Source organism: Microbulbifer sp. NBRC 101763 (assembly GCF_040371615.1).
GTDB classification, from domain to species: Bacteria; Pseudomonadota; Gammaproteobacteria; order Pseudomonadales; family Cellvibrionaceae; genus Microbulbifer; species Microbulbifer variabilis.
This window is the reverse complement of record NZ_BAABQV010000006.1, coordinates 333,728-356,729: the sequence shown is the minus strand read 5'-3', so window position 1 is coordinate 356,729 and position 23,002 is coordinate 333,728. Positions and strand designations below refer to the sequence as shown.

At 47.6% G+C, this 23,002-nt stretch carries 22 protein-coding genes and 2 tRNA genes; 14 read left to right on the top strand and 10 right to left on the bottom strand.

The window, feature by feature from the left end:
- Window positions 1-9: 9 nt before the first annotated feature.
- The 4 genes from ABWV76_RS16865 (at window position 10) to ABWV76_RS16850 (ending at window position 5,093) form a co-directional block, all read left to right on the top strand.
- A complete protein-coding gene (locus ABWV76_RS16865) occupies window positions 10-1,764 on the top strand; it encodes a SulP family inorganic anion transporter (RefSeq protein ID WP_353376686.1) in 1,755 nt (584 codons plus the stop codon).
- 74 nt (window positions 1,765-1,838) lie between these two features.
- The gene (locus tag ABWV76_RS16860) at window positions 1,839-4,058 is read left to right on the top strand and encodes an ATP-dependent helicase (protein ID WP_353376685.1); all 2,220 of its coding nucleotides are present in this window, start codon (window positions 1,839-1,841) and stop codon (window positions 4,056-4,058) included.
- A gap of 207 nt (window positions 4,059-4,265) precedes the next feature.
- Window positions 4,266-4,754 carry a DUF1993 family protein gene (locus ABWV76_RS16855; protein WP_353376684.1) on the top strand — a complete coding sequence of 163 codons (489 nt, stop codon included), beginning with the start codon at window positions 4,266-4,268 and terminating at the stop codon, window positions 4,752-4,754.
- A gap of 262 nt (window positions 4,755-5,016) precedes the next feature.
- Window positions 5,017-5,093, top strand: a tRNA-Arg gene (locus ABWV76_RS16850).
- A gap of 194 nt (window positions 5,094-5,287) precedes the next feature.
- On the opposite strand, the gene ABWV76_RS16845 is transcribed toward ABWV76_RS16850, so the two are convergent.
- The 8 genes from ABWV76_RS16845 to ABWV76_RS16810 all read right to left on the bottom strand — a co-directional run bounded on the left by ABWV76_RS16845 (window position 5,288) and on the right by ABWV76_RS16810 (window position 10,470).
- Window positions 5,288-6,361 (bottom strand): DUF4113 domain-containing protein, encoded by a 1,074-nt coding sequence (locus ABWV76_RS16845; protein WP_353376683.1) that lies wholly within the window; start codon window positions 6,359-6,361, stop codon window positions 5,288-5,290.
- A 38-nt stretch (window positions 6,362-6,399) separates the two neighbouring features.
- Window positions 6,400-7,281 carry an ADP-ribosylglycohydrolase family protein gene (locus ABWV76_RS16840; protein ID WP_353376682.1) on the bottom strand — a complete coding sequence of 294 codons (882 nt, stop codon included), beginning with the start codon at window positions 7,279-7,281 and terminating at the stop codon, window positions 6,400-6,402.
- 520 nt (window positions 7,282-7,801) lie between these two features.
- Window positions 7,802-8,326 carry a hypothetical protein gene (locus tag ABWV76_RS16835; RefSeq protein ID WP_353376681.1) on the bottom strand — a complete coding sequence of 175 codons (525 nt, stop codon included), beginning with the start codon at window positions 8,324-8,326 and terminating at the stop codon, window positions 7,802-7,804.
- Window positions 8,327-8,415: 89 nt separating this feature from the next.
- Window positions 8,416-8,766: a hypothetical protein gene (locus tag ABWV76_RS16830; protein ID WP_353376680.1), complete on the bottom strand. Its 351-nt coding sequence runs from the start codon at window positions 8,764-8,766 to the stop codon at window positions 8,416-8,418.
- A gap of 81 nt (window positions 8,767-8,847) precedes the next feature.
- Window positions 8,848-9,168 carry an SMI1/KNR4 family protein gene (locus ABWV76_RS16825; RefSeq protein WP_353376679.1) on the bottom strand — a complete coding sequence of 107 codons (321 nt, stop codon included), beginning with the start codon at window positions 9,166-9,168 and terminating at the stop codon, window positions 8,848-8,850.
- Window positions 9,169-9,262: 94 nt separating this feature from the next.
- Complete coding sequence (locus ABWV76_RS16820; RefSeq protein WP_353376678.1) at window positions 9,263-9,547, bottom strand: hypothetical protein; 285 nt, start codon at window positions 9,545-9,547, stop codon at window positions 9,263-9,265.
- A 96-nt stretch (window positions 9,548-9,643) separates the two neighbouring features.
- The gene (locus tag ABWV76_RS16815) at window positions 9,644-10,012 is read right to left on the bottom strand and encodes a hypothetical protein (RefSeq protein WP_353376677.1); all 369 of its coding nucleotides are present in this window, start codon (window positions 10,010-10,012) and stop codon (window positions 9,644-9,646) included.
- 65 nt (window positions 10,013-10,077) lie between these two features.
- Window positions 10,078-10,470, bottom strand: a complete 393-nt coding sequence (locus ABWV76_RS16810; protein ID WP_353376676.1) for a hypothetical protein — start codon at window positions 10,468-10,470, stop codon at window positions 10,078-10,080.
- Window positions 10,471-11,731: 1,261 nt separating this feature from the next.
- Between ABWV76_RS16810 and ABWV76_RS16805 the strand changes: the two genes are divergently transcribed.
- The 7 genes from ABWV76_RS16805 to ABWV76_RS16775 all read left to right on the top strand — a co-directional run bounded on the left by ABWV76_RS16805 (window position 11,732) and on the right by ABWV76_RS16775 (window position 18,968).
- Window positions 11,732-12,757, top strand: a complete 1,026-nt coding sequence (locus ABWV76_RS16805) for a hypothetical protein (protein ID WP_353376675.1) — start codon at window positions 11,732-11,734, stop codon at window positions 12,755-12,757.
- A gap of 468 nt (window positions 12,758-13,225) precedes the next feature.
- Window positions 13,226-14,251, top strand: coding sequence for a serine-rich family protein (locus ABWV76_RS16800; protein ID WP_020413267.1), 1,026 nt, complete (start codon window positions 13,226-13,228; stop codon window positions 14,249-14,251).
- Between the two features lie 207 nt (window positions 14,252-14,458).
- Window positions 14,459-14,535 (top strand) — tRNA-Arg (locus ABWV76_RS16795).
- Window positions 14,536-14,811: 276 nt separating this feature from the next.
- Window positions 14,812-15,804 (top strand): right-handed parallel beta-helix repeat-containing protein, encoded by a 993-nt coding sequence (locus tag ABWV76_RS16790; protein ID WP_353376673.1) that lies wholly within the window; start codon window positions 14,812-14,814, stop codon window positions 15,802-15,804.
- 101 nt (window positions 15,805-15,905) lie between these two features.
- Window positions 15,906-16,334 carry a DUF2267 domain-containing protein gene (locus tag ABWV76_RS16785; protein ID WP_353376672.1) on the top strand — a complete coding sequence of 143 codons (429 nt, stop codon included), beginning with the start codon at window positions 15,906-15,908 and terminating at the stop codon, window positions 16,332-16,334.
- A 147-nt stretch (window positions 16,335-16,481) separates the two neighbouring features.
- On the top strand, window positions 16,482-17,474 hold the full coding sequence (locus ABWV76_RS16780) for a right-handed parallel beta-helix repeat-containing protein (RefSeq protein ID WP_353376671.1): 993 nt from the start codon (window positions 16,482-16,484) through the stop codon (window positions 17,472-17,474).
- A 339-nt stretch (window positions 17,475-17,813) separates the two neighbouring features.
- Window positions 17,814-18,968 carry a patatin-like phospholipase family protein gene (locus tag ABWV76_RS16775; protein ID WP_020413271.1) on the top strand — a complete coding sequence of 385 codons (1,155 nt, stop codon included), beginning with the start codon at window positions 17,814-17,816 and terminating at the stop codon, window positions 18,966-18,968.
- Between the two features lie 410 nt (window positions 18,969-19,378).
- Here the strand turns inward: ABWV76_RS16775 and ABWV76_RS16770 are convergent, their stop codons facing one another.
- On the bottom strand, window positions 19,379-20,632 hold the full coding sequence (locus tag ABWV76_RS16770; RefSeq protein ID WP_353376670.1) for a Y-family DNA polymerase: 1,254 nt from the start codon (window positions 20,630-20,632) through the stop codon (window positions 19,379-19,381).
- Window positions 20,633-21,022 carry a LexA family protein gene (locus ABWV76_RS16765; RefSeq protein WP_353376669.1) on the bottom strand — a complete coding sequence of 130 codons (390 nt, stop codon included), beginning with the start codon at window positions 21,020-21,022 and terminating at the stop codon, window positions 20,633-20,635.
- 304 nt (window positions 21,023-21,326) lie between these two features.
- Between ABWV76_RS16765 and ABWV76_RS16760 the strand changes: the two genes are divergently transcribed.
- The 3 genes from ABWV76_RS16760 to ABWV76_RS16750 all read left to right on the top strand — a co-directional run bounded on the left by ABWV76_RS16760 (window position 21,327) and on the right by ABWV76_RS16750 (window position 22,873).
- Window positions 21,327-21,860 (top strand): mechanosensitive ion channel domain-containing protein, encoded by a 534-nt coding sequence (locus tag ABWV76_RS16760; RefSeq protein ID WP_020413274.1) that lies wholly within the window; start codon window positions 21,327-21,329, stop codon window positions 21,858-21,860.
- 195 nt (window positions 21,861-22,055) lie between these two features.
- Window positions 22,056-22,331, top strand: coding sequence for a hypothetical protein (locus tag ABWV76_RS16755; protein ID WP_020413275.1), 276 nt, complete (start codon window positions 22,056-22,058; stop codon window positions 22,329-22,331).
- Window positions 22,331-22,873 (top strand): hypothetical protein, encoded by a 543-nt coding sequence (locus tag ABWV76_RS16750; protein ID WP_020413276.1) that lies wholly within the window; start codon window positions 22,331-22,333, stop codon window positions 22,871-22,873. Before ABWV76_RS16755 ends, ABWV76_RS16750 begins: the two co-directional genes overlap by 1 nt.
- Window positions 22,874-23,002: the final 129 nt, after the last annotated feature.

The window sequence follows — 23,002 nt, the reverse complement described above, 5'->3', positions numbered from 1 at the left end:
GGCAAGGGAATGCGAGCTCATCACCTTATCCCACCCTGGTTAAAGCGCTACCAGCCCAAGTGGCTGGTAGGCGATGCCGTGGGCGCGCTCCTGGCCAGCATGATGCTGATACCCCAGGCGCTGGCCTATGCAGCACTTGCCGGCCTGCCGCCTTACCTGGGCCTTTATGCTGGGCTGCTCCCACTGGTTGGCTACGCAATATTTGGCTCAAGCTCTGTACTGTCCGTCGGTCCGGTAGCCGTTCTGGCTCTGATGACTGCCTCAGCCCTCACCCCCATCGCCACCCCAGGTAGCGAGGAATATATAAACGGCGCCATCCTCCTGGCCCTGCTGAGCGGGATCATTTTGCTAATAATGGGATTACTGGGCCTTGGCAGCCTGTCCAATTTATTGAGCCTGCCGGTGGTGGATGGCTTTGTCTCCGGCGCAGCAATATTGATTATGGTGGGGCAGATTGCACCGCTGCTGGGTATTCAGGGTGAGGGGCACACCGCTCTGGAGATTCTGGTAAGCACTCTCAGTAATTCCCCTATGACAGATCCGGAAGCCGCCTTGCTGGGAATTGTGGCCCTGGCCAGCCTGATTGCAGCGCGCCTGGGATTGCCATTTCTGTTGCGCAAAATGGGGGCCAGCCCACCGCGGGCAAAACTGCTCTCGCGACTGGCACCTATGCTGATCGTCCTGATATCGGTCCTGCTCACCACCATCTTTCATTGGGAAAAAGAGCTGCCGGTGGTTGGCGTGATTCCCGCGGGCTTACCGGCCCTAAAGGTGCCCTCTTTTAATCTGGGCATGGTTTACGAGCTACTGTTGCCGGCATTGATTATTGCCCTGCTCGGTTTTGTCGAGAGCCTCTCAGTAGCCCACAGTATTGCTCTGCGCCGGGGGGAAAAACTCAACCCCAACGCCGAGTTGCGCGGCCTGGGCACTTCGAATCTTTTCAGCGCTTTTTCCGGGGGCTTTGCAGTAACCGGCAGTTTTGCACGTACTGCCGTTAATGATGAAGCCGGCGCGAAAACCCCGCTCAGCGGGATTATTGCAGCGATAGTGATCGCACTGGTATTGCTGTATGCCACCAAGGTTTTTACCGAACTGCCGATCTGCGTACTGGCCGCCACAATAATAGTGGCGGCGGCAAACCTGATAGATGTCCGCGCAATGGCCCACCACTGGCGCTACGACCGCACCGACGGCCTTGCCATGGGCGGTACTTTCTTGGGGGTACTCTTGTTTGGGGTGGAGGCCGGGATTGGCCTGGGTGTAGGACTCTCTTTCGCTACCCTGATCTGGCGCACAAGCCGGCCTCATATTGCCGTGGTGGGACGGGTACCCGGCACTGAGCAGTTTCGCAATGTGCTACGCCACACAGTGAAAACCCTGCCGGATATCCTCTTCCTGCGCATCGATGAGAACCTGTTCTTCAGCAATATCAGTGCAGTCGAAGAGCGTCTGTTGGTGGAGGTCAAGCGCCACCCCAACCTGCACGACCTGGTGCTGATTCTCTCTTCGGTCAACCGTATTGACAGCACTGCCATCGAGCGTCTGCAACAAATCAATCGCGACCTGCAGGAGCGTAATATCTGCCTGCACCTGGCAGAAGTGAAAGGACCAGTACTGGACCGACTGGGGCGCTCCAAGCTATTGCAGGAGTTGAGCGGCAGGGTGTTCCTGTCCTCTTATATTGCTGAATTGGCCCTGCGCCACCATAAGATCGATGACGACAATCAAGCTGCCAGGCCCAACCCTCCCGCTGATCCTGCCTGAACCGAAATCCCCCATAAACTTGTAAGCGCCGGCCCTACACTGGCAAAATATCCAGTATTTGGGCGAAGCACACGATGGGCGGCAATACTCTCACCACTGAGCAACAGGCAATTGCAGATCACGCCGGTGGTCATGCCAAAATTATTGCCGTTGCCGGCTCTGGCAAAACCACTGCCCTGCTGCACTATGTGAAAAACCGTCTGGATGCCGGTATTTCTCCTGAGCGACTGCTGGTATTGATGTATAACCGTAGTGCGCGGGAAGATTTCGATCGCCGTATGCGGCACCTTGCGGATGGACCTATTCCCTCGGTACACACTTTCCATAGTATGGGCTACCGCTTATACCAACGCATGATCGCCAATGATCATATTGCTGCGGCCAATCTCACCCCTCTCCCCCAATCCACTGTTCAACTGCAGATCTGGAAGGCGATTGAGGAATGTGCCCCCACCCACGAGCTGGAGGAAATCCGTGCGCGTAAGCAATCGGAGATCGAAGCTGCAGAATTTTTTATTGACTACACCAAGACCATTCTATCCGGGGACCTCAGCGCATTTCAGGAGCTGAAACTCGGCGATGAGTACATGTATTTCCTGCAGGTGTTTCGTACCTTCGAGACCTGGCGCCGTAGCCAAAATGCTGTTACTTACGCCGACCTGATTTACGATCCCGCCATGCTGCTCAGCCTCGATGAGCAGATGGCCGAACAATACGGTAGCTATTACGAAGATATCCTGGTGGATGAGTACCAGGATATCAACGAAATACAGCACTTTTTATTGCGCGTACTCTACGGAAAGTCCGGCAACGTAATTGCCATTGGCGACCCGGACCAGACTATTTATGAATGGCGCGGCTCCAAGCCAGATTTCCTGCTCACATTTTTTGATGGCGATTTTCCGCCCTCAAATATTTATCACCTGAGCCGCACCTTCCGTTACGGCCACCAGCTATCCCTGGCGGCCAATCACTTTATCGAAAATAATCGCGACCGCGCCGATATATTCTGTGTTTCCGCCGATGAAGACCGGCATACAGAAATCGAACTGGTAAGAACCGATAAAGAAGGCCGCTGGCTGGTAGAGCATTTGCGCCGCTGCCAAAAGCATGGGCAGCCACTCAATGATATCGCCGTGCTAGTTCGCCTCTGGTCTATTGCGGCTCCCATTGAACTGGCATTGTTGGCCAACAATATTCCGTACAAATCTGCCAGCCGCAATACGGTGCTATCACGCCGCGAATTAAGGCCACTTTTTTGGAGTTTGAATATTGCCTCAGGCCGATTTGCCGAGCTGCCCGTCAAACGGCGTCAACAGGGGCTTTACGAGTGGCTAACTGCGCCCCATGTGCGTATTCCTCGCAAAGTACTGGAGCCCATTTGCTCCTCCCTCGCCGCTCTGGATAAGGGCTGGGGCAAGCAGCTGGTTCACCTGCTGCCGGAAGACCTGAGCAAGCCACAAACCAAACGCCTGCGCCAGCGCGCAGATCTGCTAACCCAAATTGAAAACTGGCGCGGCCATGCCGGTGAGCTGCTGCGAAGGCATATCGGCGAACTGGAACTCCTCAGCGGAATTGCTGACGACGCCTTCACCCGCCAGCAGGGAGAAGAGCGGCAGCAAACCATCCTCGCCTTCTGCCAATATTTGGACACACTCAAACAGCCGCCCATAGAAGCCCTTGCCCACCTTCAGGAGCTGCAGCGACAACACCGCGAAGGAGAGCAAACTGAGGCAGATGCCATCCAGATAACAACCATGCATCAGGCCAAGGGACTGGAGTGGGATCAGGTAATTATTCCCACTCTCACCCAGCACAATATGCCCTACCAGCCCCAACGGGATTTCAGCACCCCCGCCTCCCTGGAGAGTGAGCGCCGCCTGATGTATGTCGCCATAACCCGGGCAAAGTCAAAACTATTTCTGCTGGCACCGACAGAGGCTGCCAATAAAAAAGACCCCGAAGCCTCCCAGCCTTCACTGTTTATCAGTGAAATGCAACTTCCCCTGAGCAAGTTGATGGCGGATTCACTGCGTCAACGCCCTGAACAGATAGATACTGATATCCCTGTCTCCCGCCAGGCCCTCCACTACCTGGAAGCCTGTGATTACAACCCCAATATCAGCGCTCCACGTGCGCCCATACGCAAACCGGAACCCGGCGAGGGCCTACGCCACCGCAAACTCGGCCATGGACGGGTGCTGAAATGGGAAGACCAGCGAATTGAAATACTGTTTAGTGACGGCAAACCGCGGCGCTTTGACTGGGAGACTTTGGCTCAGTATTTAATGTAGTAAAAGCGATGAAGAAAAATCTTTATATCTGGAGCTGGGATATAGTTTTGCATCGATACTAAATGGTTTAGCGGTGAAATGCCTATCACTGGTGAAAACCCATCAGTATCTTATTCAGATAACGAAAATGGATTTTTTTGGCATCGGTGCCAGTTACGCATTTACTGAGCGTGAACTACTTCCCGACCAATTAACAGACAGATTTCTATGCAACCACCCATTAAAAGCCTTCTTTGTCATCACCTCTCCCAGTTACTTTTAATTACTAATAAAATTCCACAATCATTGTTCGGCAAGCAGCTTTCCCCGGATATGTTTTCCATGGGAGACAATGCAAAAATTGCAGCCAATTTTGCTTTGCGCGGATACTGCCCATTGGTTGGCCGGAAAGTTGTTTCATTCGATAAGAAAGGGGTTATAAAAGAGGATATTCAAGATACTATCCAGAGAACACTGGAGTACCTGGATACCTTACCCAAAGTAACGCAACTTGATGCCAGCAGGATAATCACTGACAAAGCCGGTTTTATTGAAGTGCAGCTGCCCCAAATTGAGTTTATCTACCAATACATACTGCCAAACCTCCTATTCCATATCAGCCTGGTCTATGGGACCGCACGCGCCCATGGTGTTGCACTCAGTAAAGGGGACTTTGATGGTTACCATAGCTATCCAGCTGGCTTCAGCTTTGTCTGAACTGAGGACACGCCTCCCGGCCTAGCACAACACCCCACCACTGAATCCACCCTCTATGCAGAAATACCGGTATTGACATGATCCGACCGACCCTTCTGAGCCAGACTCATTTCCTTGAAGTTGTGGCCGCTATCTCCCGCCCAGCCTCCAACATCCCTCGGATACCGGGCTTATAGAAGGTAAGGCAATGATTTATAACGACTTTTCTGTAAAAAAGTAGTTGACTTCGGCGAACACCCTCTATACTATCCGCACCCGTAACGCGCTCGTAGCTCAGCTGGATAGAGTACCTGGCTACGAACCAGGCGGTCGGAGGTTCGAATCCTCCCGAGCGCGCCATACAAATCAAAGGCTTACGTCTCACGGCGTAAGCCTTTTTTTGTTGTGGCGCAAATTGTGGTGCAAATTAAATAGGATAATCACTCAAAAACTGTACATTTAGACAGCCCCTTCCGACTTACAACCGAAGCCTTAACGGCCCCCACAAGTCAAGCTATGCCCCCCAAAAATAAGGGACAACAACCTCAGTTAAATCAAGTCACCACTCTCGGCAAATCCCCCCACCGAGTGGTATAGGCAGGCGATGTAAAAGCCTGTCGCATCTTCCACTTCTTCTGGATGCCCTCGGCCCCTAAAAATAAAGTCCCACGACCATACTTTTTATTGATCCGATCCATCGCCTGCATGGTCACCCCTGCTTTGATCGATTGCCCTGGAGTGAATAAATCACCCTGCCCTAGCGCACGCGGGATAATCTCGGCAAGCCCCACTCCTGCTTTCATAAAGCGGCAGCCGGGGCGGTATAAATCGGCAATGGCTTCTCTCACCAGCCGCACGATTATTCGCGTATCATCGGTGGGGTATGGAGTCTGCACAACGGTGCTGCGACTGTAGTGGTTGGGCTCATGGGGCGAGATATGCAGAAATACATGAATCGACTTTACGAGCGATTTTTGCGCTCGCAGTTTCTCCGCTGCCCTGCTCGCATATAAGCTGGCAGCCTGCAGTATCGGCTGTAAGTCTGTGAGTTTTTCACCAAAGGAGCGGGTGCAATAGATCTGTTTCTTAGCTGGGGGCTCTTCCTCCAAGCCAAGGCAGGGAACCCCATTCAACTCCTCTATCGTTCGCTCAATGTTCACATTGATATGACGGCGCAATATTTTCGGGTTGGCCTGCGCCAGGTCATGGGCTGTCTGTATGCCAAAATCGGCCAGGCGCCTGGTGAGGCGTCGGCCTATGCCCCAGACATCATTGACGGCGGTACGGCGCTGCATCCACTGCCACTTCCCTGGCGTATCAAGTGCGCAGACGCCTTCACATTTAGGGATCTTCTTTGCTGCACGGTTAGCTAGCTTGGCCAGGGTTTTACTGGGCGCAATACCCACACCCACAGGCATACGGATATCCCGCCAGAGTGTGCAGCGGATCTTGCGGCCATAATCCAGCCACTCCTCATGCAGCCCGTGAAGGTCCATAAACATTTCATCAATGCTGTATACCTCCACATTGGGGCTAAACTCTCGTAGGGTTGTCATTACCCGGTGGGAGATATCGCCATACAACGGATAATTACTAGAGAAGATCGCCACCCTATGCACGCGCAACAAGTGCTCAATCTTAAAGAATGGCTCAAGGTCGCCGATGCCTAATAGCTTCGCTTCTTTTTGGCGTCTTCGTTCATAGCTTTGTTAGCATCCCCGAATTCACTTAGCTGGCGACCTATTTCCTCGAGGTACACTTTCCCATACTTCCCACTTTCCAGCTCCTCGATCAAGAAACTCGGCAATCCAGTACAATACTCTTTACTACGGCTCGCAATACCCAAGCCAACGGCAGCAACCGTATCAACATCCCCGCTGAAAGCAACGCTATTTACAAGAACGTCTTTAAGAGATTCGGAGGTTCTCAAAACCGTTAGTAGCGCATGGACCGTTTCCTCAGCACAGCACGCCACTGGAGCAGACCAATTTTCTCGCCAATTATATTTGGTATGTTGTGACACAAACTCCGTCAAATTTTCCTTTGCTCCCAAGTTATAAACGGCGTAGTGTGATGCCAAAGCGACCGCCTGCGAAGATTTACGGCCAATTTCTGTATCGTGAGTGAGTGACGCTTGCAGCTCAGCCATTTCTAACAGTTTAGTAATATTGTCGACATACCCCAACGGTGCTGATCTCATAGCCGCACCATTTCTAGTGCTTTGTGGTTTCATTTTTCTAAGAAATTCTTCACCACTACTAATTGAGTGCAAAAATGAGTAAAAACCTTTTGAATATCCTAAGCGCTCATCACGCTTGAAGCATTCAACGAACTTATTAGCCAAATTCTCTTTTGTCCAAGCTTCGTCGCTAATAATCAATTCTGCTATCGCGAGCGACATTTGAGTATCATCTGTATAGCAACCAGGAGCAATCCCTAGTTCATGCTCACAGTACTGAGATAAGTTATTGTATGCTTCAACTTTTTCTCTAGGGGAAAATTCAAACCCTGCTCCATAAGCATCGCCTATTCCGATTTCTAACAACATTTAAATCTCTCCCCATTAACCCAGTATCGACTATTGATTGCTAACGCCGCTATATACGGCAAATTTTTTGGTGATTGATTTGTGCTAGCGTAAGCGTCCAGCACAAATTCGATCGCAGGAAAGTTTGTCCAGCCCAACAACGTTGGGCGTGTAGATAGCTTTGTTACAAGGCACTACAGTGATCTACGCAAGTTTGAAATAAATTGAGATATGGCTGCAGCTAGAAATGCCCAGAAGCATAAGAATAGCTTGCCGCTCCCTCCGTCTAAATAAGTTGAGAATACCACGTACGGGGAATGATTAGTTTTTACAGCGATGAAGAGCATGATTGATCCGAAAACCAATGTACTAACAAGGTAAATCCAAAAAGCCATTACCGGCTCACTACTATCTTTATAGTTCTGAATTAGCCACATAATGGTTCCTGCAAATAGAGCCACCCAAATCAATTGTATATTCCTTGCTAGGGCTTGTAACGCTCAAAGCAGCCGCGCATTTATGCGTCGGCTGCCTTTGCTTGTTAACCCCAATTGTCTGCTAGTATCCACGCCGCTTTGAACTCGCAGGTACTTGCATTAAAAGTGAATTCACAGCCTTCGTCAGTAAGGTCGTTAAGAACCCCTTTTACAATCGGGCCAGACTGCCCGGTAAAGCTAATACCATCAGCCGATACTCGCTCACCGGACCAATGTAGATTAGACCCTTTGAACAAGGTGAGACAAAGGCCGTCTGTAGCTACCAAGAATCCAGTTTCTTCGTTGTAGATAATATTATCAATACCATCCCATTCTGTGGCTGAAACAATCTCTCTAGAATTGGGATCGACAAAGTAGCCTTGCCCACCTGCAACAACAAGAAACAATTTCTCTCCTGGAACCCGAAGAACGGTATTAAAGGAACTCCAGCCTGATTGACTGAAAACCCCAACCCATTCTAGATACTCTTCATCGAAGAATTTAACCCACACAGTATTTCCAGACTTTGAGAAATTATGCTCTTCAAAATCTCCTGATAATGGTGGTCGATCTAGTATCTCTGCTTCCATGAAAATAGCTCAATGCGTGGATAGGGTTAACGCCCATATTTGCGGCTGGTTGGAGCGCAGCAGAAAACCAGTCCGACAACATGCAATTGTTAAGGCTTTTTCTGCCATAACGGAGATAACTTAGCTCCCCAGTGGTCTACGGCAACAAGCTGTTCATTTTCATCAAAATAGAACACTATCTGATTTTGAAGCCGGATCTGTGTCTCGTAATTTTTATCCATAGACTTTGAATCTTCAAAATTGATGTCAGGTAGATCACTTTCTAATATAGCGGCTACTGATTCCTTGGTGCTGTTTTGGCTAATAAACTTCCCTAGGATGCGGACATCGGCACTCAATTTAGGTACCGCCTCTATCGTATAACTTTTATCAACAAACCAATTAATCAAGTACAAATTCAAAACAACGGATAGCACCAAGGCTGCAGCAAGAGTTCTCATTTCGTATTTCTTCCCGTCTGCATATGCCTTAACGCCCGCATCATTTGCCGCAGCGCAGCGGAGGTCAAATGCATGCGTTTGTTATGCACTTTGCGCAATATGTGTTTCAAATTCAGACCACGATGAGGCAAGTTTAACAGCGGCTCCCGGCTCCATACCAATTAGCGGCAATATAAATATTTGGCCAGACTCATCGAAAACAAAAACCTCACCACCACCATCACATGCAAAGGCAATGAATCCTGGAGCTGCTTGAACTATGCCTATGTCCTTATTCATTTTCTCAATTGTATCTAGTGGCTCCAACTCAAAATACTCACCAAGTTCATAATCCGTCTCACCCCACAGCTGATCAGATGACTTTAAAAACTCTATGTATTCTTGAGGTAACGTAACATTCATTTTATTTGGATGCCTGATCTAACCTTTTGCATAACGCTTTGCGAAGGGGTGAAATGCGCAGCATTTTGTCCCACTTACGCAACTTGTTATGTGTTTACTCATACTTTTGCCAGTGCGCTTCGATTTTCTTATACTGCTCAGGAAGATTTTCTTTTGCCTCAGCAATAGAACCGTAATCTGAATCTTGTTCTTTTTCCCAGCTGGAATCGCAGCTGAATCGGTAAATAACATCAGATTCATCGTACTGGCAAATTGCTAGCCCAAATATTTCGGACGCAATTTCCCCAGACTCGTAACGAAGCTCGCCAAATGGCTTGTCACCTGACCAAGCCCATTCCAGAACCTGAGCACCATCGATTTCTTTTGGCGGTTTACTCATACTTCACGCGACACATAACGCCCCGTACAGGGGCAGACAAATAAGCGTAGCGTTTTGGCTGTCCCAGCGACCAACGGGAGCGATTGCTGCGGCTTGTTACATACTGACACTGACTGCAATTTTGGGATCACAGATTCCTTCCCCATAATAAGCAACAATTTCAACCCTTTCCCAGTTTCCAGAGATATCAAACTCTCCTTCAGCCTTCCCTCCTTGAACAGTGAATTTCATCGGGATCGAAGCACCAGGATTTTTATTGCCTGCATCAAGGAAAATAACCACTTCCTTTATTTTAAAGCCCTTGTATTGGCTTACGGCATAGAACTTATGGCCAAGGCCTCCATATAACTCCCATGAATGTAGAGTTTCTTTACTTCCATGAATGGGATCTGGACACCTTACAGAACCAAGCGCTATCTGCGTAAAAGCTAGAAAAATAATAAATAGCAATAACTTCATAGACATGTAACGCTCAAAGCAGCGGCGCGCGTCAGCGCGTCCAGCCCGCAGGGCGATGCTGCCTTTGCTTGTTATGAGCTTGGTGCAATTGGGAAACCCTCTGGCTGTGCTTCAAATTCAGATTGTGGCCTTTTATCTTTTTCTCTAGTAGCAAAGACTTGGCCACTTTTATTGATTTGCAAATATACAGTGCCGTTGAAGTATTCACCATCTTCGCCCCCATACGTAATCAAATTTCGGCCGTATTTCCATTCTCCGATTTCGGAACTGACAACCAAACTGCTTGAGGTAAATACAATAACTTTTACTTCGCCAGGGGAAATATGAGTGATACTTCCCCCGCTATTTAAAGATATTGATACACCAGTATTGTTATAGATATCTATCTCTGCGATTCGAGGGCAACCACTCAACACTATTGCGAGTAGTGTCATTAGCGCTGAAAGTTTTATTCGTCTTGCCATGCTAGTGCTCATAACGCCGCCAACACGGGCCGAAATGTAGCAGCGAAGCTGCGGAATGTAGGTCCAACCAGCTCTGCTGGCAGATCGTGCTTGGCTTTGTTATGTTTTTTCATACTAATGTAGCAAAAATACACCTGATAATGAGAACAGCATAAACATAGCAAGCCAAAATAGAAAAGGCTCACCGTCTTTGGTTACTACATCAGAGCTCCAGTTAATGGTGAGGAAATTCTCTCGGCCGAGCTTGATGCATTTAATACAGTAGAACGGAAGATATATGCCCGCCAAGCGAAATATAAACTCTGCCCCATCATCTGTGCCACTCTCTCCACCAATATAGAAACCTACAGGAATCATAAGTAAGCAGAAGCAAGCGACTATATTATGTAATTTCTCGATATTCATTCTTGTGAAACATAACAGTTTATTAATGAGCCAGTGGCTCACTATCTATTTGGCCACTATTTCTAGGAGGGAGCCTCCAAGCTCCGCAAAAAAGCTTTTATTTACAGCAGGTTACAAACTATTGTCTAAATAGTAACCAGAGATAGTGAGCCATTAGCTCAAGTCGTCTGGTTCGACCTCCCACTCTTGAACACATTTTACCCACAATTAAATCAATAAGTTAGGGGGGAATTTCTGTAGATGTAAGCCATGGCTCTATAATTCGGGCTTTCGCACCGGCAATACGCCCACTTCAATACTGAACACCACAGCCAGTATCACCCACTCGGTATCGCCATAGCCGCAAAAGAACTATGCACAGCCAGGCGGTCGGAGGTTCGAATCCTCCCGAGCGCGCCATACACGAAAGCCCGCACCGAAAGGTTCGGGCTTTTTTGTTATCTGCCCTTAAGAGCCCTCGCCGACGCCCTCTCCCAAGCTGCATATAACGTAAACTTTTGTCCTAGTGATTTGGCACTTACCTCCCATGGCAACCTTGCCCCATATCAACAACACTTTCCCTGCACCGATTGACCTCATCAGGATGTCGCGATAAGGATGGCTGCAACGGGGTTACCCATGGGTTTCCCGTGAGATAATTGACAGAGTGAAAACCGGGCCCGGCGATATTTGCAGTCCATCAGTAGTGCCGACTCCCTGCCTGTTTGGAGGTCTCCTCCGTAGTATTCAGCCATAACTCTTTTTGCTGTACTCACGTCTAACCCTTTACTTCCCCCAAAACTCCCACCCGAAGTGTATACGTCTCTCTGGTATCAATCACACGTTGCATAATCCACTGTAAGTAAGGGAGTAGCCAATGAGACCGCAGCTTTTAGCCACTGCTATCGTATTCGCCATCGCCAGTACATCAATACTGGCAAACAACAACACCCGGGTAGTGAACCAGAACGGCACAGGAAATATTGCCATAGGTGATCAATCCGACCCTACCAGTGAAGGCAATACAATGGTGCAAACGCAAAACGGAGACAACAACTTCTCCGATGCGGCACAATTTAACACTACTCTCAACAGCACTATTGTTCATACCCAAATTGGCGATAATAATTTCTCTACCACCCTAGAACAGGAAAGCGCTATTAACTCGGCAATGCAGCTGCTACAAAGTGGGAATACCAACGAGGTTTTTGCCGTGCAATTTCAAACCTTAAACTCAAGCATGGGCTTGATTCAACAAGGGACAGGTAATAGATCTAACCAAGTTCAACAGGTAACCGATCAGGCTTCCTCAAACGTTGTGCAGGATGGTAGTTCACATATATCCACTACTATTCAACCGCTAAGCTCATTTGACAATGTTGGCGTAACCCAGCTCGGAAACACTCATATAGCTTCATCAATTCAAACTAGTGGGTCTCTTAATACTGTAAATATCTGGCAAAATGGATCGCAAAATACAGCCAGTGCAGGCCAAGGGGGTACCACATCAAACCTTGTCACCATAAACCAATCCGGAAATGACAACTCGGGTGGAGGGGCACAGAATTTTATCGATAATAGCACCATCAGCGTTGTACAAAGTGGATCACAAAATGACGCTCAAGCAGGACAAGCCTTTGGTGAATTTAGCAATACAGAGATGACCCAGAATGGTACGCTGAATGTCGCATTCTCCAATGGTGCAGGATCCTTTATTCAGTCACTGACAACACAGTTCGGTCAACAAAACGATTCATTCCATCAACCTTTTGGAGATGGGCATATCGCAACCACGTTTCAAAGTGGCACGCTTAATACAGCAACCACCTTCCAAAACGGAGCCTCCCAGACTGCCAACATTACACAGCTTGGCAGTAGTAACACCGGCACTGTAAACCAGTAGCAGTATCAATACTTGCTAGTTACTTCTTGTCTCTAAGAGCGGGGGTGCTCTTGCAAAGAACGCCCCCGCCAAGTTAACTGTCTGTTATTCCTATGATATACGTGATAAAAAACCCTATACTTTATTCCTACTATTTTCCTACTTAACTCCCATAGTAAACCGGCTCAAAATCTACAACACTTTCAATGCACCGATTGACCTCATCAGGAAGTTGCGATAAGGATGGCTGCGCCGGGATAAGCATAGGCCTCCCGTGAGATAATTGTCAGAGTAATCGTGGATTACGGCTATTTGCAGTCTATTCGTGCCGGCGCCCAACCTGCTTGGTGAGAAGTCCCGAAACACCCAGCCTCAGTTCTGAAATTATCCTCACACAGAGTCCTTCACCTGCCCAAATTACTAGCCAAACACGCGCCCTGCTGATACCTGTCAAATTACTGTTGCCACTTACACCCAAAGGATCGCCTTATGAATCCACAGCTTTTAGTCACAGCATTTGCACTTGTTATTGCCAGTGCCCATGTGTTAGCAGACAACAATACGTCTATTGTTGAACAGATCGGTACAGGCAACATGGCCATGGCTGATCAAGCTGACCTCAGTACTCACAGCAGCACCATTTCACAAATACAAAATGGTAGTAATAATTTCTCAGACGCAACTCAATTTGGAACCACTTTAAATAGCACTATCAGTCACACACAAATAGGCAGCGGAAATAGCTCTCTCAATTTGGAACAGGAGAATGCCGTATCCTCCAATATGACTATTTTGCAGAGTGGCGATGGAAACATACTGTCAAATTTTCAGATTAATACCACCGGAACTACGGTGTCACAAACACTCTTCGGGGCCAATAATGGCACAAGCGCCACCCAAATTAATTCATCTAATGATACAGCCATTTCTTTGCAGCAGGGTGACTCCAACAATACAGCGCTCACCCAAATAGACAGTACTAATAACTTTATGAGTATGACCCAGGACGGCAGCAACAATAACGGGGTATCGATACAGATTCAAAGCTCCTTTGGTACCGTACTGATTTTACAAATCGGGGATCAAAATGAGAGTGGAATATCTCACAGTCTAAGCACTTCTGACTTTGCCAGCTCCACGCAATTTGGCACAGGGAATATGATAAGCCTTGGCCAAGGTGGAGGCAGCAACAATTTTGCTACTGTTGACCAGATTGGCGAGCAGAATTCAGTACAGGCTAATCAATTCGGTAGCTCCTTTAGTCAATTAAATATTAACCAGCAAGGTATGCTAAATACGCAAAATATTTTTCAGGCAGGTTCGCTAATTCGCTCATGGACCACCCAGAGTGGTATGGAAAATTCTGTTGTATCTAATCAGGGTGGTATGAGCCATACTTTAACCTCCCTGCAAAGCGGTAGCCTGAACAGCCTTACAGCCAATCAAAATGGTGTCTCACAACTTGCTAACGTGACCCAGCTGGGAGCAAACAATAGCGGTACGATCAATCAGTAATCACCAAACAACCTGGCAAGTCTCGCATGAGCTTCAGGAAGCCCTACAGGGGGGCTTCCTGCCTACCCTTCTTAGATAAGCTCCTTACAGTTTCCAAAGAAGACCGCATAAACAGGCCTCCAGGTCACTAAATGTCAAAATATGCATCTAGAATGAAGAAAATGCTTGACTCTATCTTTGCCTATCTATATTGTGCGCCTCCTCGACGCGCTCGTAGCTCAGCTGGATAGAGTACCTGGCTACGAACCAGGCGGTCGGAGGTTCGAATCCTCCCGAGCGCGCCATATTGAAAAGGCTTACGCTACTTGCGTAGGCCTTTTTTATTTCTTGCTTGTTAAATGTCCAGCGCTTCCGCTCCCGAGCGACGAAGTAATATCCACCATTAATATTCTTGGCTTAACACCAATCTAAACTACTGCTTTTAAAAGCCCCATCTACATTTCTGATATAACCTCACCATTAACTCTTCCAAAAAAGTCTAACCTACCAAAGCACGTATCAGGCGATCCTCTTTTATAGTGACATCCGGAAAATCATAACCATCTGAAAGGGAACTCAACATGAAGATCAACATACTTAACCTGCCGAGAGAAATTCTAACTTTTTCATTAATTCTCTTAGCATCATTTAGCTCATCACAAGTATTTGCAGTAGAGTGCGGCGCCACCATTATAAAACCAAGAGTTCTCACACAGGACCTCAACTGCGAGCTAACTGCAGAGAACCCTGTAGCCTTAACTGTAATTGGGCCCTTCGGCAGCCTTACATTAGAAGATGCTGAAATTTCCTGTTCGATTCAGATTCCATTTGAGATGCAGTCTTTTGGCATAGTTCTGAAGGGGGCAAGTGCTAGTGTATCAGGAGGAAAGATCTCCGGCTGCGAGAATGGGATTTCTGCTGAAGACCACGGAACTCACTCTATTTCCAACATTGAAATTATTGATTTTGACCGGGATGGTATTCGCTTAGCCAGCGGAACCAATACTGTGACAAATGTAATGCTTACAGGGCTTGCAGGCTCCACCAATGCAGATGGCATTATGATAGCGGGAAGTAACAATAATATTAATAACTGCATGATTAGCGGTAGTGGAGATGAGGGTATAGAAGTAGGTGGAAACTACAATAGTGTTACCTTCTGCCATATCTCTGGATTTAATGAAGAGGGTATTGAAATAATTGGGGACTATTCCAATATCGCCCAAAATGTTATCGAACACAACCTTGAAAATGGCATCAGGGTAAATGGCGATTTCGCCACAGTCGGGCAAAATGTTGTTAGGTCTAATGCCGAAATCGGAATTGAGATTGATAACACTGTGGGTAGCAGGATTACCCAGAATACCGTAATCGAAAATGGCTCTAATCTCTCAGAGGGGTTTGGTGGAATTGTGGTTACTGATGAGGCAGCAGCCGGAAATCAAATCATTGGGAATATTGTTTTTGACAATGAGCCATATGACTTGTCTGACCTCTTTGATCCAGACTGCACCGGAACCAACATTTGGGAAGGAAATCGGTTTGGAAGCGCCAATCCAGGCTGCTTGAATTAACGGCGTCACCGCTTGATTCTTACCGGGAAAAGGGATTCAATTCCTTTTCCCGGTACAACCCTCATATTAAGTTAACGATTCATACTTCTGGGTATAAGAATTTGCCTGTTCCTGCAGAATATCAGCGCTCCCGAGATAAATTTTATGAATATCTTATCGATGCACGAAATCAAGCCAACTTATGGAGCACTCATGTTACTTTCACAATGACCCAGGGTGTCTTTCAGGTGTTCCGTCGCCGCCTTTCCCTGGAGGATGCCATCAGGTTCTCCCAAGCACTCCCCCCATGCCTGCGAGCCCTTTTTGTTGAACAATGGGATGTCACAGAAAAGCAAAAGCCATTTGAAGATTTACAAACTATGACACAGGAAGTCAGGAACCTTCGCCCGGATCATAACTTTTCTACCGACAACGCAATCAAGGACGTTGCCTGGGCATTGAGAAAACATGTTGATGAAACAGTCTTCGATCGAGTACTGGATACTTTGCCCCCAGAGGCAAAAGCATTTTGGTCGATCGACAATAGATAAAATACCTTCCGCTAATATAACTATTCCAAATAACCCAAACTTCATACACATTGTCAAAGGTCAATATACGGTTACTCACGCAAATAGATCACTAATGGCTATGCTTTAAATATTTAAATCACTTGCCCTTTTGGAAAGGAGTTCCAGATGAAAGGTTATGGCTTCAACTTAGGAAACGCCATAAAAAGTGTCGCGGTACTCATTGCTGGATCGCTATTTTCCCTCCACGTATTCGCGGTTAGCTGTGGCGACACTATAACTTCGCCAACTACATTAACAGGTAATCTAAATTGCGAGCTCAGCCAGGCAACTCCAGTTGCACTTACCGTGCAGGGCCCTGCCGGCATTCTTAATATGAATGGGTTCGCAATTAACTGCTCCACACTAGATCCCGCCGCCACAGAGTTTACAGCTGTCGAATTACAAGGTACCGCTGCAAGAGTCAGCAATGGCACACTTAATAATTGCCTCAATGGCGTCGTAGCCATGGGCGATGGCTTCCATCAGATCAGCAATATGACGATGACAGATGTTATTAGGAATGGAGTCCTATTATTTAGCGACGGTAATATTTTGCTTGACACTTCCATTACCGGAGTCGCCGGTTCCACTGTTTCAGATGGTGTAGAGGTGTTGGGAAATGACAATATAGTCTCCGGGTGCACCATCTTAGGCGATGGTGACGAAGGCGTTGAAATACTTGGCCTGCGCAATACGCTGACATTTAGTTATGTGGCGGGGTTTAGTGAAGACGGTTTAGAGCTGGACGGAGATCATATCATTGTTGCGCAAAATACCTTTGAAAATAATGGTCAAACCGGAGTAATCATCAATGGTAACTTTGCCACAGTTACCCAAAATACTGTGACCGGTAATGGCCAGATTGGTATTAATATCAGCGGCGGGAATGGTGGTAAAATTAGCACGAACTTCGTAACAAACAACGGCTCTAATGCCTCCCCCAACTATGGTGGTATCGTCCTGACTGACCCAAATAGCTCCAACTACCAGATTCTTGGCAACATTTTATCTGGCAATCAGCAATTTGACCTGATTGATCTGTTTGATCCAAACTGCACCGGAAGTAATCGTTGGCTGGGAAATCAGTTTGAATCCGCCAACCCCATGTGTCTACGCTAAAGACTGAATCCTCTTCGTTTGTTATAGTGGGGAAAGTCCGCTTTCCCCTTTTCTTTGCTCTCTCTAACCTCTTACAAACTACCGCTCCCCGGCTATTTAGCGCCATTCTTACCAATACCCACATTATCACTATCCACTTTTTTAGCGTAAAGAATAACCTCCTCACTCCACATAAAATACTTAACTGCTACCGCACAGCTGGCTTATATTTATCATCTATCATTGTTTAGCGTCACTACTCGAGAATACTATTTAAGCACTGGCAGGAACCCGATGAAATGACTCTGAATTGCAACCTCCACGGCTGGAGCTTTTATCCTTAGCTGCAATGAAAAAATCATGGCCAAAAAAGTACTCATCAGTCTGTTAATTTTAGTCGCCCTCTATATCACGATTGCATATATCTACAATACCCGATTCACTCAGACGGCTATATTTGAAAGAACCTCCGTGACTGAAGAGTTCATAAAAAGCACGGCAGATATCGAAAAAAAAGACACTATCAATATTCTCATTATTGAAGGTGGCGGAGTTCGCGGCCTCATTCCACTTTATATAATCCAGTACTTGGAGTCCCGCCTTGGTAAACCTGTTAGTGAGCTATTCGATGTTTTTAGCGGGGTTTCTACCGGAGCGGCAATTGCCACCGGGGTTAATGTTCCATTTAAATCTCTCCTTGAATACCGTGGCGGAGACCTGTCAGCCACTGAATACATGATAAAGGTCTATCGGGAGGATACCGATTATGTATTTTCCTCTCCGTGGTATCATAAGATACTCACTGCAGGAGGACTTTTTTCCCCTTCTTTTCTCGGGGACCGTTTACACGAGACCTTGGCGAAGCACTACTCAAAACACCTTCCATTTACTGATTTAAAAAACTACGTCATTATTCCCGCCCTGGATGTACACAGTGGAAAAATCCACCTTTTTAAAAACCGAGGAACTTCTGTCACCGACCTACCAACCAATACCACTTACCAATTGGTTACAGCTTCTGTCAGTGCAGAGACGGCCTTCCCACCAGTAATTTTCAGGGCTCCGGATGGGGAGACAAAACACCGTTTTTTCGCCGATGCGGGTATGGCTATCAACAACCCAACCAGCCTGATTTTGTTGGATATCATTAACGAATTCCCCGGGAAAAATTACTATTTACTGATCCTGGGTGCTGGCAATCCACCTCTTGCGGGGGCGAAAATCAGTTATGACCAAATAAAAAACTGGGGGCGTTTACGCTGGCTGAGAGATGCCTTCTCTAATATTCAATTGTCCATGGATCACCAGCAGGTTTTTACACTGGAAATTGCCAAGTCTCTCTCATCCAAGGGGCGCATCGAATATGATTTTCTGGATATAGATATTGCAGAACCTTTTGTAGGCATCTTTGACGCCGGCTCCAAAGGGCACCTGAGAGCCTATGCCGACCAGCTAATTGAAGAAAATCGCCCGGCTTTAGAGAGAATTATTAAGCATTTGGAACAGCAAAATTAGTGCACCGGTCTCGTAATACCTTTCTGCTATCGTTCTTCCAGACGCTAAAGGCAGGGTTAAACTAAAGATTGAAATAGCGGCACGAGCTTAGCGTTAATTCTACCTGCTGCTGTCTTCTACTCGCTGTCAACCTTAATCATGAAAGCGTTATTATTTTGTACTAATGGAATTGGAAGCTTTCCCTCGGGCTTTTCCAACAATAGGGTTAGTGCAAACTTTATCACCGCATTAACTTGCCCAACATGATTTCTGCCAAACAATTGGCAAACCATAAGGTCCTCAGACCCGCCTTCTGTTTTCACTGTAACGCCCCACTAAATACTACCCCCACAGCAATCAAGAACTGCAATATGAATGGAACACCCGATATACATACCGCAAATACAGACCTTAATGCTGCTGCCTGCCCTTTAAATATTAACTACCGGCAGAGCTTCGAAACGCGTTGTGTAGGCCGGTGAGCGATAGGCCTGCCGCATCTTCCACTGCTTTTGCACCCCCTCAGCACCTAAAAACAAAGTGCCACTGCCAAAGCGCTGATTAACCCGGTCCAGTGTCTGCATCATCATACCAGCACGGGCCGGCTGCCCGATGGCGAATAGATCACCCTGCCCCAAAGTCTTGGGTACCAACTCAACCAGCCCCACCCCAGCTTTCATAAAACGGTGTCCCGGACGATAGAGTTCCCTTATGGCCCCCTTCGCCAAACTGGCAATTAAGCGGGTGTCATCCGTAGGGTAAGGACATCGCACTACGGTGCTGCGGCTGTAATAGTTGGGCTCATGCGGGGATGTATGCAGAAACAGGTGAATCGCTGTTACCAGGTATTCCTGCGCACGCAATTTCTCTGCCGCCCGACTCGCATAGAGTGTAATAGCCTGTAACAGGGGCGGCAGCTCGGTGAGCTTTTCCCCAAATGAGCGGGTGCAATAAATCTGCTTCTTGGGCGCGGGCTGCTCTTCCAGGCTGAAACAGGGAGAGCCATTCAACTCCTCGATAGTTCGCTCAATATTAATATTGGTACGCCTGCGTAAAATTTTGGGGTTGGCCTGCCCCAGGTCATAGGCAGTTACAATGCCAAATTCCCCTAACCGTTGGGCCAAGCGCCGACCAACTCCCCACACCTTGTCAACTGGTATGTGTCTCTGCAGCCATTGCCAACGTTGCGGGCCATCCAAGACACAGACCCCATCGCATTTGGGAATCTTCTTCGCCGCTCTGTTCGCCAACTTGGCCAGGGTTTTACTGGGGGCAATTCCAACTCCCACCGGCATGCGTACATCCCGCCACAGGGTTCGACGTATTCCCTGCCCGTACTCGACCCAGTCCTCCCGCAGGCCCTGCAGATTGAGGAACATCTCATCAATACTGTACACCTCCACCTCTGGGCTAAAGTCCCGCAGGGTTGTCATGACTCTGTGAGAGATATCACCATAGAGAGGGTAGTTACTGGAAAAAATGGCAACATCATGATGCCGCAGCAAATGTTCAATCTTGAAGAAAGGTTCCAAATCACCGATACCCAGCAATTTGGCCTCTTTGGAACGCGCTACCACAAAGCCATCGTTATTTGATAACACCACCACTGGCCTACCCCGCAGGTCCGGCCGAAAAATCTGTTCACAGCTGGCGTAGCAACTGTTGCAATCCACCAATGCCAGCATTCAGCAAGATCGATGGTAGCGAATAGATGCCTTTACCACCCCTTCCACAACGAGTTCCTGCCCCTCCCTGATAGGTATCGGAGGGTAGCGATCATTGGCGGAGAGCAGGCGCCCCCGGTAGCGGTCCAGGACCTTGCAGGCGAGCTGTCCATCCAGGGCAACTACCACAACATCCCCCTGAGCCGGCTCCAGTGAGCGGTCTACTATCAGGAGATCCCGGTCAAAGATTCCCAGGCCCTGCATGGAGTCCCCATTGGCACGCGCCATAAAAGTGGCAGCGGGCCGGGTAATAAGGTGTTGGTCGAGGCTTAGTGAATCCTCCCTGTGGTCATCCGCGGGAGAGGGGAAGCCTGCTGCAACACCATGGCTGTATAAAGGGGTCAGTTTCATTAGGGAACACCAATACTGTATATAAATACAGTTTAGAGGCTGAAAAGTGACACCGGCAAGAGAATTAAGTGACCACAGGGCCGGGAAGTGCTCACTAACATCCAATGGTGGTCAAGAAGAGGTGGAGTCTGACACCAAAGGCCAGCCCACCAGTTACCCTCAAGCCGCTTGGCAGCGTGACACTCTGGCACTATGATCCGGCCCCATAGGCAAAACCCAGATACTAGGGCCTCTTATTACTCGATCAATTGCCCACTGGAACCCCTCGATAAGCCTGCCCCAGCACAAAGAGAGAGACACAAATATGAATTTATTGGTCGCTGCACTGATTGTGGCTTCTTATTTTATCTGCATGAGATTGAGCTCTTCCGCCATCAAAAAGTTAGGCGGCGCCAAGGCAGTGAAACCCTACCGCCTGAAATACATCTCCAAAACTGTGGGCATTGCGCTACTGGGATTTCACTTGGCACTGCTGATCAGTGCTTTGGGATTTGAATATACCCAGGTTTCCATCTTCCTCTCTTCGGTATTTGCTGTAATTGGCGTGGCGCTCTTTGCCCAGTGGTCAATTCTGAGCAATATCACCGCCAGCCTGATTATTTTCTTCGGTTTTCCTTATCGTGTGGGTGACAAAATCCAGGTAATGGATAAGGACGACGACATTTCCGGGATTATTGAGGAAATCACGCTCTTCCATGTATTAATCAGGAGAGGGGAAGAGTTGATCACCTATCCGAACACATTAATGCTCCAGAAAGGCGTAATAAAAAATCCCGAAAAGAGTAAGGCTGAGGATAACAAAGAGCCAGCGAAGTCACGCCCGGCAGAAGTACAGTAATACCCAGGTCCCCGCTTTTTACCATACCCAGCTCAATAACAGAGGGCCGAGACGTAGCTCCCCCGGCTCTCCCATATCCCAGTAATTTGCACACGAGTCCCCATTATCGGCAACAGGGGTTCGTATCAAGTTGATTCAATAGTCTCAATAGTTAAAAATGCGCATGAATCTGTAAAATTGGCTTTAAGGGACTACATGACCGACACCCTCAAAGATATACTCCACTTTATCCAAGAAATGGGGCTGAAAAATGGTCTGTTTGTCGTATTTTTCATCTTTGCACATTATTTACTTTTCTGGATGTACAGCGGGCGACTGAAAGATCGTCAAGTTGAAATTGATCGACTAGCGGCAGATAATAGGGAGTATCGAGACAGGTTCCTGAAGCTGATGGATAATGCCTTCTCCTATTCCCCGCCCACCAGAAAAGTGGCACCGAGAAAGCCAATTAATGAAAAGGAGTTTGAGTAGTGCTCTACATATTGTTAGCCCTTGCTCTTTTCTTCATTTCAATCCAGATATATCGGCTTTGGGAAATGAGAAAACACGACCAGCACTTGTTCGAGTTTTGTCAGTTGCGGAGAGATACCATTACGTATCTCTCTAACTCCTATGAGAGTCTCTCCAGAACAGATTATATCGCCCTCAGAAAAATCAACGATGCCCTGAGTACTATCATTGCGGAGTACAAGGAGCATAGAACCGTTGTATTCAACTTCCGTTTATTTGTGGAGTACCTGGATGAGCTGAAGGCTTTCGAAAAAAAGGCTGAAAAGATCTCTACCAGCAACAAAGAAATACAGAACCTGCTAAACAGAATACATTGTTCTATCTTCAAGGCATTCCTGGCATTCACGCCCTATCTCAAATCAGAGCTCGCCCTCTCACTGGTTATGAAGTTGAGCTCACTCGGGGTTAAAGCCGGAGTAAATTCCCTCAAGGGTTATCTCAGTAGCCTCAAAGAGGCAAAAATGATGGTCAACACCTTTAAGCGATCATCCACCCCCTGCTAACTGGCATCCGCTAGTACTCAAATGGGGGCTAAGCCCCCACCACTTTCCCATTTACCCCCATTCAAGTTAGACAAACCAACCCTCAACTCTACTCAGCAAGATTGATCAAGCCTTAGTAACCCTGTCGTT